This window comes from Aequorivita sp. Q41 (assembly GCF_039831855.1).
Classification (GTDB): Bacteria; Bacteroidota; Bacteroidia; order Flavobacteriales; family Flavobacteriaceae; genus Aequorivita.
Window position 1 is genome coordinate 1,040,104 of the sequence record NZ_JBDPMS010000001.1, and the last position, 15,228, is coordinate 1,055,331.

13 protein-coding genes are annotated in these 15,228 nt (G+C 36.7%); 9 read left to right on the top strand and 4 right to left on the bottom strand.

The window, feature by feature from the left end; genetic code table 11:
• Positions 1-5: 5 nt before the first annotated feature.
• From ABJ955_RS04870 to ABJ955_RS04905, 8 genes are all read left to right on the top strand, one after another.
• Positions 6-1,322, top strand: a complete 1,317-nt coding sequence (locus ABJ955_RS04870) for a sigma-54 dependent transcriptional regulator (protein WP_347373479.1) — start codon at positions 6-8, stop codon at positions 1,320-1,322.
• 408 nt (positions 1,323-1,730) lie between these two features.
• Complete coding sequence (locus tag ABJ955_RS04875) at positions 1,731-3,026, top strand: Glu/Leu/Phe/Val dehydrogenase (protein WP_347373480.1); 1,296 nt, start codon at positions 1,731-1,733, stop codon at positions 3,024-3,026.
• Between the two features lie 79 nt (positions 3,027-3,105).
• Entirely contained in the window at positions 3,106-3,522 is a 417-nt protein-coding gene (locus ABJ955_RS04880; RefSeq protein WP_347373481.1) for a GreA/GreB family elongation factor, read from the top strand.
• 28 nt (positions 3,523-3,550) lie between these two features.
• Complete coding sequence (locus ABJ955_RS04885) at positions 3,551-3,931, top strand: hypothetical protein (RefSeq protein ID WP_347373482.1); 381 nt, start codon at positions 3,551-3,553, stop codon at positions 3,929-3,931.
• 27 nt (positions 3,932-3,958) lie between these two features.
• Positions 3,959-5,089 (top strand): NAD(P) transhydrogenase subunit alpha, encoded by a 1,131-nt coding sequence (locus ABJ955_RS04890; protein ID WP_347373483.1) that lies wholly within the window; start codon positions 3,959-3,961, stop codon positions 5,087-5,089.
• Between the two features lie 2 nt (positions 5,090-5,091).
• Complete coding sequence (locus ABJ955_RS04895) at positions 5,092-5,388, top strand: NAD(P) transhydrogenase subunit alpha (RefSeq protein ID WP_347373484.1); 297 nt, start codon at positions 5,092-5,094, stop codon at positions 5,386-5,388.
• 6 nt (positions 5,389-5,394) lie between these two features.
• Entirely contained in the window at positions 5,395-6,783 is a 1,389-nt protein-coding gene (locus ABJ955_RS04900; protein ID WP_347373485.1) for an NAD(P)(+) transhydrogenase (Re/Si-specific) subunit beta, read from the top strand.
• A gap of 83 nt (positions 6,784-6,866) precedes the next feature.
• Positions 6,867-8,435 (top strand): serine hydrolase, encoded by a 1,569-nt coding sequence (locus tag ABJ955_RS04905; protein WP_347373486.1) that lies wholly within the window; start codon positions 6,867-6,869, stop codon positions 8,433-8,435.
• A gap of 22 nt (positions 8,436-8,457) precedes the next feature.
• On the opposite strand, the gene recO is transcribed toward ABJ955_RS04905, so the two are convergent.
• The 3 genes from recO to gdhA all read right to left on the bottom strand — a co-directional run bounded on the left by recO (position 8,458) and on the right by gdhA (position 12,973).
• Complete coding sequence (recO, locus tag ABJ955_RS04910) at positions 8,458-9,177, bottom strand: DNA repair protein RecO (protein WP_347373487.1); 720 nt, start codon at positions 9,175-9,177, stop codon at positions 8,458-8,460.
• Positions 9,177-11,501 carry a two-component regulator propeller domain-containing protein gene (locus tag ABJ955_RS04915; protein WP_347373488.1) on the bottom strand — a complete coding sequence of 775 codons (2,325 nt, stop codon included), beginning with the start codon at positions 11,499-11,501 and terminating at the stop codon, positions 9,177-9,179. The genes recO and ABJ955_RS04915 overlap by 1 nt, the downstream gene beginning before the upstream one ends.
• Before the next feature lie 128 nt (positions 11,502-11,629).
• Positions 11,630-12,973: an NADP-specific glutamate dehydrogenase gene (gdhA, locus tag ABJ955_RS04920; protein ID WP_347373489.1), complete on the bottom strand. Its 1,344-nt coding sequence runs from the start codon at positions 12,971-12,973 to the stop codon at positions 11,630-11,632.
• A 252-nt stretch (positions 12,974-13,225) separates the two neighbouring features.
• Between gdhA and ABJ955_RS04925 the strand changes: the two genes are divergently transcribed.
• The gene (locus tag ABJ955_RS04925; protein ID WP_347373490.1) at positions 13,226-14,026 is read left to right on the top strand and encodes a glutamate dehydrogenase; all 801 of its coding nucleotides are present in this window, start codon (positions 13,226-13,228) and stop codon (positions 14,024-14,026) included.
• Between the two features lie 32 nt (positions 14,027-14,058).
• Here the strand turns inward: ABJ955_RS04925 and ABJ955_RS04930 are convergent, their stop codons facing one another.
• Positions 14,059-15,201, bottom strand: coding sequence for a cystathionine gamma-synthase (locus ABJ955_RS04930; protein ID WP_347373491.1), 1,143 nt, complete (start codon positions 15,199-15,201; stop codon positions 14,059-14,061).
• Positions 15,202-15,228 lie beyond the last annotated feature (27 nt).

Consider the following 15,228-nt stretch of genomic DNA (forward strand, 5'->3'; position numbering starts at 1 on the left):
CAACAATGCTGCAAAAGGAAAACATATTAATTGTAGATGACGACATCAATATTCTGGAGCTTATCCAGCGTCATTTGCAATCGTTACATTACCATACTTACAAAGCTGTTTCGGTAAAAGAAGCCATCGTCATTCTGCGTGATACGGAAATCGATTTGCTTATTACAGACTTAAAAATGCCAGAAGTTGATGGATTTCAACTTATAAAATTTGCTGCAGAGCATTATCCTACGCTCCCGAAACTTGTAGTTACAGGCTATCCGTCTGTGCAGGACGAACTTTCAGTAATTAAATTCGGGGCTGTAGATTATTTGGTGAAACCTTTTACCAAAGAAGAATTAAAAAAAAGTGTCCTAAAATCGCTTCCACTAGAAAAGAATAAAAAGACATCTACTGCAAACAAGCAAACTAAAAAATACAACGAAATAATTGGCGAAAGTGAAGCTATAAAAAATGTAACGCAAATTATTGATCGTGTAAAAGACAACAAAGCCACAATTTATATTAGCGGTGAAAGCGGTACCGGAAAAGAGCTTGTTGCACGATCTATTCATTATAACGGAAAGTTTTCGCGCGCACCATTTATCGCGGTTAATTGCGGTGGAATTCCTGAAAACTTATTGGAATCTGAACTTTTTGGGTATATAAAAGGTGCTTTTACAGGAGCAAATGACAATCGGGAAGGGTTTTTTCAAGCTGCTGAAGGCGGTACAATTTTTCTTGATGAAATAGGCAACGCCTCTCTCGCGGTGCAATCTAGACTTTTAAGAGTTTTACAAGAAAAAGAAATTGTAAAAGTAGGTGCCCGGAAAAGTGAAAAAATAGACGTACGTGTTATCGCGGCTACTAATAGCAATTTAAAGGAAATGATTGCAAAGGAAACTTTCCGCGAAGATCTTTTTTATCGCTTAACGGTTGTAGAAATTAATGTCCCACCTCTTCGTGAACGCAAAGAGGATATTGCATTATTGGCAGATAAATTTCTTCTTAAATATGGAAATGAATATAAGGACCGGTATATAACAATTGATTCCGAAGCAAAAGCGCTGATGCAACGTTATAATTGGCCAGGAAATATTCGAGAGTTAGAAAATGTAATTCAGCGGGCTGTAATTATGTGTGATAGAACGATTGGCATCAAAGATTTGCCTGAAAGTTTAAAATATCAAATAGATTTTCCGAAGGACGATTTGCTTTCTTTAAAGGAAATTGAAAAAAAATATATTGAAAAGGTATTGGCTGCAACAGATAACAATCAAACGAAAGCTGCAGAAATTTTAAAAATTGACCGCAAAACACTTCGCAGTAAATTCAAAAAGTAGTTTTATATTTCTATAAATTTTATTCTAAAATATATAGTTTAAAATATCGCAATTGGGGAGTTTTACCCCACTACGGTACGAATTTCCCCACATACACTACACCACACAAACTCCCCAAAAACACTTAAACCTTTTTATTTCAGCCGTTTACCTAATCCCTTAGACTCTAAAGGTGCTAATGGCACACAGCTTGTCAATAGGAATAGCAAACAAAAAGTATCTATGAATGCTAATTCTTTAAACCTTTGTCCTAAATGTGCGTACGAATCTTTTTGTGTGTTAACGCACAATAAAAGCTTGGTATTTTCATGTAGTGAATTTGATGAATCACAGTACCAAGCACCAAAACCTATTGTGAAAATCAAAGAAAGCGAGCCAGAATTGGTTACAATTTAAAAAAATATTAAAATGACAAATGAACAAACAGTGGAAAAACCAATAACTGTAAAAAAAGGAATGTTGGAAAATGTGTTGGAACAGTTTAATACAGCTGCCGACCAAATAAAGCTAAACCCAAACGTTCGCAAGATTCTAAGTATTACGAATACAGAGATAATCATCAATTTTCCAGTTCGTATGGACAATGGTGATGTGCAAATATTTACTGGATATAGAGTACAGCACAACAATGCTTTGGGGCCATATAAAGGAGGGCTTCGCTATCACCCAACTGTAGATATTGACGCTGCACGTGCTTTAGCAATGTGGATGACATGGAAAACTTCGTTGGCAGGTCTACCTTATGGAGGCGCTAAAGGAGGTATCCAAATTGATCCTTCAAAATATTCAAAAAGTGAACTAGAACGCATTACACGTAGATTCACTTATGCTTTAGGCGAAAATATTGGGCCTGAGCATGATATTCCTGCACCAGACGTAAATACAAACGACCAAACAATGGCGTGGATTGCAGATACGTATATGAGTACTAAAAATACGAGTGAACGCTCTAAAAACCAACACGTAGTTACAGGAAAGCCTGTAGGTAGCGGTGGTTTAGAGGGTCGTGATCGCGCAACCGGTTACGGTGTATTTTTAACTATTAAATTTTGGGCTGAAAAAAACAATCAAAGCTTAAAAGGTAAAACTTTTATTGTTCAAGGTTTTGGAAACGTTGGGTATTGGGCTGCACATTTTCTTGAAAATGAAGGCGCAAAAATGATCGGAGTTCAAGATGCCTTCGGAAGCGTTCAAAACAATTCTGGAATCACAGTTGAAGATCTTTTCAACTACGGAAAAGCAAACAATGGTAGCATTGTAGGGTTCCCTGAGGCTACACCTTTAGAAAGTAGTGATTTCTTTGCATTAGATTGCGATATCTGTATACCTGCAGCTTTGGGCAACCAAATTACAAAACACAATGCCAATGCTGTAAAAGCATCATTAATTGCCGAAGGTGCTAATGGGCCTACAGATGTGGAAGGCGAAAAAATATTGCTGGAACGTGGCATTACCATTATTCCAGACATTATGTGTAATTCTGGGGGTGTAATTGGCAGCTATTTTGAATGGCTTCAAAATCGTAACGGAGAGCTTTGGCAGATGGATGAAATCCTTGAGAAATTAGAGAAAAAACTTCGTACTACCTTTAAAAAGGTTACAGCCTATTCTGAAGAAAACTCGGTAGACATGCGTACTGCAGCTTTTAGTATTGCCATAGAACGTATTGAAAAAGCATATATTTTAAGAGGTATTTTCCCATAATAAATATGGGGTTGATGGAACATCCATTAGAAATTAAAACACTAATGGATGTTTTATCATTTTAAAAAATTGAAGAGCGATGAAATATGAAAATATAGTATTAGAGAAAAAAGAATATGTTTTTTTAAAGCGCCTTTTGAATGTAACAGGGTACTACAAAGACCAAAACACAAAAGATTCTTTAAAAAAGTTAAGTGGTGAACTTACAAGTGCAATTATTTACGACAATGAAAGCATGCCTGAAGATGTAATTCGCTTTAACAGCCTTGTAACAGTAAAATCTGGGACTTGGGAAACTCAATTTCAATTGGTAATCCCAACAGACCGTGATATTTCGGCCAACAAAATTTCCATTTTGGCACCAATGGGTTCGGCAGTTATGGGCTATGCAGAAGGAGATTCCGTTATCTGGAATTTTCCAAATGGTGCTAAAGAATTACAGATTACAAATGTAAAACAAGCTGAAAAACCTATTGATATAGACGTTCTATTATAGAAATTATCACCTAAAAATTAGTTATATAATGCAGATTTACGATCACGATTCTCCGGAAACAATCACTTTCAAAAACAATTCAATTGAATTAGAGAGCTGGATTGAGCATCTCTATTATATAGCCAAAGAAATTACAAACTTGTTAAATCTTGAGAATTTAGAAGTTCACAAAAATGAAGCATCTAAAACGATTCGTCTTAAACTCAAAAAAGAAAGTGAAGATAATACACGAGTTATAAACGACTTTTTAAAATACAAAGAAGTACTTCCTAAAGCTACCGAATGTGAAGATGCAGACTGTGATATGTTTTATATAACCGAGCATGAAAAATTCAGAAAAAAATACATGCTTTATTTAAAAAAATATAGAGAAGTTAAGGAAGAATATTTTTCAATTCTGAGCAAATAAGTACAACGACATAATTTATTTAAAACAATGAGCGAGCAGCCAAAGCTTATGACAATTGGAATTTTAAAAACCCCAAATGATCCACGGGTTTGTTTGTTGCCCAAGGAGGTAGCGCGTATTACAGGGGAGTTAAACCTCCATGTGCTTTTTGAACCTGGGCTGGGCAGCTCGCTTCAAATTGAAGATGAAGAATACACAAAAGCGGGAGCCACGTGCATGCCTCGTGAAACCGTAGTTAAAAAATCGGATACCATTGTATCCATAAATCATACTTTTAGCGAAGTGGAAATGAAGGGGGATTGTTGCTTCATTGGTATTTTCAATCCCCTATTTCATGATTCGAAATTCGCTACTTATAAAAATCATGGTGCTACAGTTTATAGTCTGGACCTTTTACCAAGAACTACCTTAGCACAGTCTATGGATGTACTTTCGTCCATGGCATCCTTGGCTGGGTATCGTGCCATATTAAAATCGGCTGAATTTTATAACGGGGTGTTCCCAATGTTTACAACAGCTGCCGGAACACTTACCCCAGCAAAAATATTAGTATTGGGTGCGGGTGTTGCTGGCTTGCAAGCAATTGCCACCGCAAGAAGATTGGGGGCCGTAGTAGAAGTGTTTGACGTTAGAAAATCTGCTGGCGAAGAAGTACGCAGCCTTGGCGCAACATTTATTGAAGTGGAAGGTTATGTAGAATCCTCAAATGCTGGAGGGTATGCCGTAGAGCAAAGCGAAGAATACCAACAAAAGCAAAAAGAATTAATTCACAAGCATATCCAATCTGCAAATATTATTATCAGTACCGCCAACATTCCTGGAAGAAAAGCACCTTTACTCATAGAAACGCGCTCTGTACAGGCGATGCAGCCTGGAAGTGTTATTATCGATCTTGCTGCAGAACAAGGAGGAAACTGTGAACTTTCAAAAAACAAAGAAGTTGTCAACTATAAGGGAGTTACCATCATAGGAAACTCAAGCCTTTCAGCTGAAATACCTGCGGCAGCTTCAAAATTACTTTCAAATAACTATTTCTCATTTATTAAATATATGTCTAAATCTGAAAATCCAGAAGACATCTTGCTTTCTGCTTGCAAAATATTAGATAAAGGTGAATGGTCACACCCTCATTTCACAAAACAACTACAACCAGCATAACCATGGATTTTATTAACCTACACATTCAAGAAATTTATTTTGTAATTTTCTGTGTCTTTATTGGCATTGAAGTAATTGCAAATGTACCTGCAATTTTACATACTCCTTTAATGTCTGGCGCTAATGCCATAAGCGGAGTAATTTTGGTAGGAGCAATAATTGTTATGCTTCGCGTTCCTGCCGATGATTACCTAAACCTCACCTTGGGTGGAATCGCAATTTTTCTCGGCACCCTTAATATTTCTGGAGGATTTTTTGTTACTGGGCGTATGTTAAAAATGTTTAGCCCTAAAAAATAATAACCCATGCACGCAATTATTGAAGTAGGCTATTTATTAGCCACCCTATCCTTTTTGGGAGGATTAAAGTTTATGAGTTCCCCAAAAAGCGCAAAAACAGGAAATTTAATAGCCGCCATCGGTATGGTTTTGGCCGTAATCCTAACTTTTATAGCCGCTATTACCGCAACGGTTCCTTACACAAACCTGATAATAATGTTTTTAGCAATAGCTGTGGGAACTGTAGTAGGCAAACGTCTTTCAGATAAAGTAGAAATGACCGGAATGCCTCAATTGGTTTCTTTGTTTAACGCAACGGGTGGTGGTTGTGCAATGCTTTTAGGGTTAATGGAAGCCAACCAAATTGATGTTTCAACTACAATTTTAGGAAATAAAATACTCCTTATTGCCGGCTTAGTTACTGGTGCAATTGCCTTAACAGGAAGTATAATCGCTGAACGAAAACTGGCAGGAAACGTAAAAGATAGCCGTAGCAAAGCAGTTATCTTTTCAGCAAGAATACTTTTAGGATTAATACTAGTATTACCAATAGTATATTTCATTGGCCTTATTCCTATAGGTTTTACTGCTTTTATGTATGTTTTGGCTTCAATCGCCATGATATATGGGGTGCTTTTTGTACTGCCAATTGGGGGTGCAGATATGCCCGTTGTAATTTCACTTTTAAATAGTATTACAGGTATTGCAACTGCTTTTGCTGGCTTTGTTTATGGCAATAAAGCAATGATTGCGGGTGGTATTTTTGTTGGAGCCGCAGGAATTTTACTTACACTTTTAATGTGTAAAGCGATGAACCGCTCACTAATGAAAGTACTGGCTGGAACTTTTAAAAAGAGTAAGGCTGGTGCTGTTGAAGAAGAACAAGAAATAAAGGAAATAAGTATCTCTGAAACTGCCTTAACACTATCATTTGCTCAAAAAGTTGCAATTATCCCTGGCTATGGATTAGCAGTTGCGCAGGCACAGCATATTTGTGGCCAGCTTCAACAGTTATTAGAAAAAAGAAATTGTGAAGTCGATTATATTATTCACCCCGTTGCTGGCCGTATGCCTGGACACATGAACGTGCTACTTGCTGAAGCAAATGTAGATTATGCGCGTCTAAAAGAAATGGATGAAGGCAATGAAAACATGGCGCAATACGATACTGTTTTAGTTTTAGGAGCCAATGATGTGGTAAACCCTGCAGCCGAAAACAATCCGGATAGCCCTGTGTTCGGGATGCCTATAATTCGTGCCTATGAAAGCAAGCAGGTTATTGTGATGAAAAGAAGTATGAATAAAGGCTACGCCGGCATTCAGAATGATCTTTTTGGCCTTGATAACTGTAGCATCCTTTTTGGTGATGCAAAGGCTTCTTTACAGGAAATTGTAAACCAGTTGAAGTTGGTGTAATCGACGTAGAGGTCACTGTGTAGTAAACCTAGATTTAAAAAAAAGTTTTAATACCTTTAAGCTCCAAAAAAAAAATCATGTTTATGAACTCTTTTTCTGCTAAAATCACACTCTTTGTATTTCCGCTACTTTTCTTATGTTTTTCAGGGAATGCCCAAGTTTTAAGTGGATCACAAATTGATAGCTTGGTTCAGAAAACAATGAAAACTTTTGATGTTCCAGGAATGGCGGTAGCCGTTTTAAAAGATGGGAAAATTTATCATAAAAATACCTTTGGCGTACGTTCCCTTAAAACAAATGCGCCAGTAGACGAAAATACACTTTTTGGTGTAGCTTCAAACACCAAAGCATTTACAACAGCTGCTTTGGGGCAACTTATAGATCAGGGAAACTTAACTTGGGATACCAAAGTAACAGATATTATTCCTGAATTTAAATTACATGACGCCTACGTTACAAGTGAATTTACAGTACGCGATCTTGTTACTCACCGAAGTGGCTTAGGGCTTGGCGCTGGCGATTTAATGATTTTTCCTGCTGCAAACACAACTACAAAAGCTGAATTGATTCATAATCTTAGATATTTAAAACCTGTTTCTTCTTTTAGAAGCAAGTTTGACTATGACAACTTGCTTTATATCGTTGCTGGTGAGATAGTTGCAAGAATTTCGGGCAAAGATTTTGACAATTATATTTCAGCTAACTTTTTTAAGCCTTTAGGAATGAGCCGTTCTTTACTGTCTATTCCAGAAATAAAGGCCGATGCAAACCGTATTGATGGGCACGCTCCAGTAAACGGAAACCTAGAGGTAACAGGAGATACATTTACTCAACTTGCCACACCAGCCGGTGGTATTTATGCTTCAATAAATGATATGAGTGTTTGGGCACAAGCACAATTAAATCGTGGTAGGTATGGGGCAAAATTACAGGATAGTCTTTTTAGTAAAGATGTTCATGCCGAAATGTGGACGCCACAAACCATTTTAAGAAGTGGAAAAGGTCCATACAATACTCATTTTTCGGCCTATGGTTTGGGCTGGTTTTTAAGTGATGTAAATGGTTATTTTCAAGCTACACACACAGGAGGTTTGTTAGGAATTGTTAGTCAAGTAACCCTTATTCCAGAATTAGATTTGGGGATAATTGTGCTTACCAACCAACAAAGTGGCGCAGCGTTTACGGCTATCACTAATTCTATAAAAGATGGCTACTTTAATATAAAAGGGGAAGATAGAATTAAACAATACAACGACCGTCGTTTGGCAGGAGAACGCAAAGCAGATAGCATTGTGCTGGCTGTAGAAAAAAATATTGCTGCCCAGCTTAAAACAAAAGCTCAAAAACCAAATCCATTAGATTATATAGGTGTTTACGAAGATGCTTGGTTTGGCAAAGTTACTATCAGCAACCAAAATGGGAAGCTACGTTTTATTTCAGAAAAATCTGCAGATTTAAAGGGAACCATGACTTTCTATAAAGGAACAACCTATGTGGTTTATTGGGATGATCCAGCATTAAAAGCAGATGCGTTTGTTAATTTCAGTTTAGATGAAGAAGCTAAAGCGGCTGGTTTCTTAATTAGTGCTATTTCGCCATTGACTGATTTTAGCTATGATTTTCAGGATTTAGATTTCCAAAAGGTTGAATAAAAAATAAATTTTCGTACTTCAATCAGGAAAATAACTGATTTAAAACTGCGAGCGATTTCGGCTTTTGGTACCCTTGCATATGAAAGCTATAATAATTCAAAATCAATTCCAACACATCATGGCGTTGTTTTTTTGTGAGCTTAATATCTTTTATCGCTTGTATTTTTATATCAAAAAAACTTTTAAAATTTGCTATTCTTTCTCCTTCTAAACAATAACTATTAGTGTTTCTTGCTTGAAAATTTCCTTCGCTAATATTGAAATATTTTTGTTCAATATTGGAAGCATCTGGATAAAAACCCAAGTACATACTTAACTGTAATAAGAAGTAAATGTGGAAGTTGGCAACAGCGTCATTTTGGTCTAACCAATGCAGTGCGTTTTCTAAAAAAGTATAGAGCTCTTGGTTTGTTTCTTCCTCACGGATACAGTTTTTTAGCATTTCAGATAGAAACAATACCAGGCCAGACTTTACAATATCGGTATGTAAGGTTTGATACGGATTATTAATTTTTGCTTCTTTTATATATTCTAAAGTGCCTTTGTTTTTATGGTCGGCAATAAGCTCGAGTTGTGTAAGGGGAAGAAAATAAGACGCCTTTAATTTTCCTTTTCTTGATTTTAGGATGTTGCGAAGTAAATAGCTTTTAACTCCAGCAATTTCCGTATAACAACTAACAATTAAATCTGCTTCGGAATATTTTATAGCTGAAAAAACAATGGCTTTTGTAGCAACAACCATTAGCGAATAATCATAATTTTAGCCACTTTGGTTTCCAAACTATCATCTGTAGTAACAAGAACTAAATACACCCCAGAACGAACCCTATATTTCCCAAAAGCCGTTGTATCCCACAGAACACTTCCCCCTTCTGATGTTTCTTCAAAAACAAGGTTGCCGGTAATATCGGTTATTTTTACATTGGCTTGAGCAGTAAGCCCGTCGATAGTAACGTTTCCAAAGAAACCTGGGCGTACAGGATTAGGAAAAGCGTGAAGGTTTTCTAAATTATCACTAGGTGCGGTGGCACTTCCTTTAAAAGCAACAAGACCTTGAGTAGTTGCAAAATATACAACTCCAGTAAATGGGTCTATGGCAATATCTTGAACATTATTTGTGGGCAATGGAGAATTATCTTTTGTAAAACGAAGTAGCGTTTCCTGACCATTTGGAGATAAATAAAACACGCCCGAAGTAGCTGTGGCTACCCATTTATTATTGGAACCATCTACTTCAATGTCTGTTATGGACTGTTCAAATAAAAGTTCTTGAGCCACCCCATCTTCAAGTATAATAATTGATTGGGATTCTGGCGTGGTACCTTGTTCAAAAAAACTTCCAGGGCTATAAATCACTCTTAGCCCTTTTCGGGTTCCAATCCATAGTCTATTTTGTTTATCGAATGAGAGTGCGCGAATATCTTTGTTGGGAAGATTCCCTGAACCAGGATTTTCAGAAATGATATTAAACTCTTTAGTCGTACGATTATAGCCTATAAGTCCCGCCCCATAGGTTCCAAAAAACACATGCCCCTCACGACTAATTGCAAGTTTAGTAAGTGCGGTTTCTTTTTCATTATCTATAATGCTTGAAATATCTATTTTTTGAAACGCTCCATTTGGGCTAAGCATAATTAAACCTTCATTCTCTCTACTTTGCACAAACCAAAAATTTCCTTGAGAGTCATACTCAGAACCATAAATACGTATTCCTGCATCATCAAATCCACCACCTGGTTTTGGAATAAGAACTCTATCTAATGGACTATTGGTTTCATCGTATAAAATGGTTGGGGTCGCTTCTTTAACCTTAAGAAGCCCTTTTTGATAAGAACTCATAAAAACTTCGGAAGGATCCTGCGGATTTATAGTAACTTTTACTAAATCTGTTGGGTCTGCGCCAACAGCAGTATTTAAATCTTTGTACGGAATGTTATTCCAAAGCGTATCCTTTAACTGGCTTATACCTCTTTTACTTAAAACTCCATTTGGAAAATATGGATTAAAATTAATATCTACTTCTCCAAAACTAACCCATAATTGACCTGGAGCACTAGCTATAGAAAATGGATCGTTTCTAATCGGGCCATTTGGCAATATTTGTAATGGCTGTCTGCTCCCAAAAGGAACAATTAACAATCCATCTTCTGAGGTTCCTAAATATAAGTTTGAATCGTAGGCATATCCAGATAAAAGATTAAGTTCAAAATCTGGGAGTGTTGTTACGGAAGCCTCCATCACAAAACCTTCGGAATAAGTTTGAATGGATTTTGTTGTGGTTATAGTAAGCAGCTTATCTGCAGATCTAAATTTTTTAATATTCGAGTTAAAATTTTCTACAACCGTAGTGGCCCCTGTGGGTGTAAAACGAAGCACACTATTTGATGAAGTGGCTGCGTACAGCTCGTTTCGTAGGCTTTCTACTGCAATAAAACTGCCTCCCATAATCGTTGTCCAGTTTTCGTAATCAATCAGATCGTCATCAGCAACTGCGGCTCTTCGCATTCCATTTGAAGCGCTTGCAGCATAAATATAAGGCTCCTTTACGGCAATTTGCATAATGTTTATTTGGCTTCCACCGTCACCAATAAAATAAGTATCTCCAAATTCAAGTCTGGCTAGATTGTAAACCGAGATTCCATATTGTGTAGCAATGTAGAGGTTGCCGTTGTATTCTTTAAAGTTATTTATTCGTTTTCTATCTGCAGGAATGGTTTGCTTGTCAACAATATCCACTATTCTCAAGATATTTTCATCCCCATTTTTTACAATTTCCATCAATCCACTTTCATAGCCAATAATTAGCAATTCATATTCTTCACTGTAATGGATTGTCGTTATAAACTCTCCTGAAAGACCATTTATGGTAGAAAGCGTTTCCACCTCCTTTGTGGAAAGGTTATATGAATAGACTGCATTTTCGGCACCTACATACATTTTGTTTCCGCCTTGGGAAATGTCTTTTATTGAAATATATGAAAAATGGCCTGTCCAATTGTCTTCAAAATTCTGAGCGCTGACAAGAATAGGAAATAGGATAAGGAAAGCAATAACCCACTGCTTCATAAAAAAGGTTTTGTTTATTAACACGCTAAAATACTATTTATTGCGGTATATAAATGAAAAAGCCTTTTCCTATCTTTTTTAAATGCAAAAGATAATTGAAAAGGCTTTAATTTATTTTTAGTGGAATATTAAACTACTCCTTGAGCAAGCATTGCATCAGCTACTTTTACAAAACCAGCAACATTTGCACCTTTTACGTAATCTACATACCCATCAGCATCTTTTCCGTATTGTACACAAGCCGCATGAATATCTTTCATAATACCGTAAAGTTTTTCATCTACTTCTTCAGCAGTCCAGCTTAAACGCAGTGAGTTTTGAGACATTTCAAGACCCGAAGTAGCAACTCCACCTGCATTTGATGCTTTTCCTGGAGAAAATAAAATTTTCGCTTTATGAAAAACTTCAATAGCCTCAGGAGTACAAGGCATGTTTGCCCCTTCACCCACGCAAGTACATCCATTATCTACAAGCATTTTTGCCTCTTCGCCATTAAGTTCGTTTTGAGTTGCACAAGGAAGTGCAATATCACATTTTACTTCCCAAGGGCGCTTACCTTCAACATATGTTGCCCCTGTATATTTTTTTGTGTATTCTGAAATTCGGGCGCGTTTTTCATTTTTAAGTTCCATTACATAAGCCAGTTTTTCTTCATTAATTCCTTCTGAATCATAAATATATCCCGCAGAATCTGAGAATGTAACTACTTTTCCTCCAAATTGAATTGCTTTTTCAGCAGCATACTGAGCCACATTTCCAGAACCAGAAATTACTACCGTTTTACCGTTGAAGCTTTCCCCACGAGTTTCAAGCATATTTTTTGCGAAATATACATTTCCATAACCTGTAGCTTCTGGACGAATTAATGACCCACCATACGAGCGGCCTTTTCCAGTAAGTACTCCAGTAAATTCATTACGAATACGTTTGTATTGCCCAAACATATAGCCAATTTCTCGCCCTCCAACACCTATATCGCCAGCAGGAACATCTGTATCTGGGCCAATATGTCTTGAAAGCTCCGTCATAAAGCTTTGGCAAAAACGCATAATTTCGGCATCGCTTTTCCCTTTAGGGTCAAAATTTGAACCTCCTTTACCACCCCCCATTGGAAGTGTAGTAAGACTGTTTTTAAAAGTTTGTTCAAACCCTAAAAACTTAAGAATACTTAGGTTTACGGATGGGTGAAAACGCAACCCCCCTTTATAAGGCCCAATAGCTGAATTAAATTCAACTCGATACGCTTTGTTTACTTGTATTTCACCAGTATCGTCCGTCCAAGGCACACGGAAAAGTATGGTGCGCTCTGGTTCTACCATTCTTTCCAACAATTTTTTGTTGGCATATTTTTCATTTTCTTCAATAAATGGGATTACTGTTTCAGCAACTTCGGTTACTGCCTGTAGAAATTCAGGTTCATTAGGATTGAGTTTTTCAACTTCAGTAATGAAATCTCTTATACTTTGCTTCATTGTTTTTCTTTTAATTTTACTTTTAGCGAATTCCGTTGGTATCTTTTTGCACAATATGTCTTACAAAACCACTTTTTTTAAAAGCTGAAAAAAAGACATTAAATGAACAAGTTACAAAAGGAAGCACAAATATAAGTGTTATGATAAAAACTGTAACTCAATTTTTTACAAATTAGCTAAATCACAGTTTAAAGTTTCAGCCTTGAATATGTTTTTATATATTTGCTACCTCTCACACTAAACCCTATTTTAATGAATACCAGAGTATTATTAGTGGTATTTTCCCTGTTGTTTTTAAGTAATCAACAAGCGCATAGCCAATTAGGCTTTTCTAATGAATTGGGTATAATTGCTGGGCCAGTAGTATTTTATTCAGATTTTGGTCAGCGTAATGATTTCGACACAAATTCAAACAACGTTGGTATAGGGGTTGGCCTTATACATTATATAAATTTTTCATATAGTGCGGACTGTAAGTGCTATACAAGAGATCGGTATTTTAATGACCATTTTAAAATCCGCAACGAAATAGATTATCATAAAACAAATCTACAACACTATGGGCGTTGGGTTGAACCCGACCAAACGTCTTTATTTGCTGATCAGCTTCGGGCAATGAGTGGTACTGTAACCGTTTTTGAAGTAGGCTCGCATTTAGAATATTTCCCTTTAAGTCTCCGAGATTTTGTAGGTGGCGACTATAAAATAGCACCCTTTGTAAGCCTAGGTGTTCATTGGGTAAGTTATGACCCTGAAGTTGAATCTACTTTAGGCCCCTTAAATAGCCCCGTTTCTACCCCAACAAAATATTTTAATTCTTTCTACCAAAACCCGGAAACCACGTGGGCTATTATTGGCAGTGTTGGTTTTCGGTATAAACTGTCTCAATCAAGCGATTTAATGTTAGACAGTAGGTGGCAATATTATTTCTCTGACACACTGGACGGCCTTAACCCAACACTTGAAAATAATGGCTCAAAACCTGTTCCTGAAAATAAATCTAAGGAATGGATTTATTGGTTGAATATTGGGTATATTTATTATATAGATTAAGAGGTTAAGGAGGCTCTTTTTATAGAAAAATATTATCCTATAGCCTGTTTTAAATCTGCTATTAAATCATCCGCATCTTCAATTCCTACACTCAATCTAATTAACGCATCTACAATACCTATTTTTTCGCGTTCTTCTTTCGGAATACTTGCATGCGTCATACTTGCAGGATGACCAGCCAAACTTTCCACCCCACCCAAACTTTCCGCTAAAGTGAATATCTTAAGGTTTTCAACTATTTTAATAGCGTCTTTATAATTATTCCCTTTGGTTACAAATGATATCATTCCTCCAAAATCCTTCATCTGTTCCTTTGCTATATTATGGTTAGGATGACTTTCAAAACCTGGCCAATATACTTTTTCAATCTTTGGATGCATTGCTAAATATTCAGCAATTATTTTTCCATTTTCACAATGACGTTGCATTCGAATAGGAAGCGTTTTTAGCCCTCTTAAAACAAGAAAACTATCCTGCGGACCACAAATGGCACCACTTGCATTCTGTATAAAGTATAATTTGTCAGCAAGTTTTTTATCCTTTATAATTAATGCCCCCATCACCACGTCGCTATGGCCACCAAGATATTTTGTAGCGCTATGCATTACAATATCTGCTCCCATTTCTAAGGGTTGTTGTAAATAAGGGGTTGCAAAAGTATTATCTACCGCAAGGAGCACTTTGTGTTTCTTAGCAATGGTAGCTACTTTTTTAATATCAATAATATTCATCATTGGGTTTGTTGGTGTTTCAACCCAAATTAATTTTGTTTTAGTGTTTATATAGCTTTCAACTGCAGTGGCATTTTCCATGCCCACTAAATGAAATTTGATTCCAAAGCCTTCAAATATTTTTGTAAACAAGCGATACGTTCCTCCATAAAGATCGCTCGTAGCGATAACTTCGTCACCAGGTTTTAAAAGCTTCATTACCGCATCAATTGCAGCAAGACCGCTGCCAAAAGCAAGGCCATAATTTCCATTTTCAATACTTGCAAAAGCCCTTTCTAAAGCGGTTCTTGTTGGGTTTGCACTACGTGAATATTCAAACCCTTTATGACCTCCTGGTGTCGCTTGTGCATAGGTAGTGGTTTGATATATCGGCGGCATTACTGCGCCATAAGCCGGATCTATATCATGCTGTCCGCCGTGAATTGCTTTTGTATTGAATTTCATACTACTCTTGAAAATTTAATGTGAAAA

Bases quoted from the DNA above. Each gene is read 5' to 3' on its own strand.
- ABJ955_RS04905 (WP_347373486.1), top strand. From the start codon at position 6,867: ATGAACTCTTTTTCTGCTAAAATCACACTCTTTGTATTTCCGCTACTT.
- recO (WP_347373487.1), bottom strand. From the start codon at position 9,177: ATGGTTGTTGCTACAAAAGCCATTGTTTTTTCAGCTATAAAATATTCC.
- ABJ955_RS04880 (WP_347373481.1), top strand. From the start codon at position 3,106: ATGAAATATGAAAATATAGTATTAGAGAAAAAAGAATATGTTTTTTTA.
- ABJ955_RS04915 (WP_347373488.1), bottom strand. From the start codon at position 11,501: ATGAAGCAGTGGGTTATTGCTTTCCTTATCCTATTTCCTATTCTTGTC.
- ABJ955_RS04930 (WP_347373491.1), bottom strand. From the start codon at position 15,201: ATGAAATTCAATACAAAAGCAATTCACGGCGGACAGCATGATATAGAT.
- ABJ955_RS04885 (WP_347373482.1), top strand. From the start codon at position 3,551: ATGCAGATTTACGATCACGATTCTCCGGAAACAATCACTTTCAAAAAC.
- ABJ955_RS04895 (WP_347373484.1), top strand. From the start codon at position 5,092: ATGGATTTTATTAACCTACACATTCAAGAAATTTATTTTGTAATTTTC.
- gdhA (WP_347373489.1), bottom strand. From the start codon at position 12,973: ATGAAGCAAAGTATAAGAGATTTCATTACTGAAGTTGAAAAACTCAAT.
- ABJ955_RS04900 (WP_347373485.1), top strand. From the start codon at position 5,395: ATGCACGCAATTATTGAAGTAGGCTATTTATTAGCCACCCTATCCTTT.
- ABJ955_RS04875 (WP_347373480.1), top strand. From the start codon at position 1,731: ATGACAAATGAACAAACAGTGGAAAAACCAATAACTGTAAAAAAAGGA.
- ABJ955_RS04890 (WP_347373483.1), top strand. From the start codon at position 3,959: ATGAGCGAGCAGCCAAAGCTTATGACAATTGGAATTTTAAAAACCCCA.
- ABJ955_RS04925 (WP_347373490.1), top strand. From the start codon at position 13,226: ATGAATACCAGAGTATTATTAGTGGTATTTTCCCTGTTGTTTTTAAGT.
- ABJ955_RS04870 (WP_347373479.1), top strand. From the start codon at position 6: ATGCTGCAAAAGGAAAACATATTAATTGTAGATGACGACATCAATATT.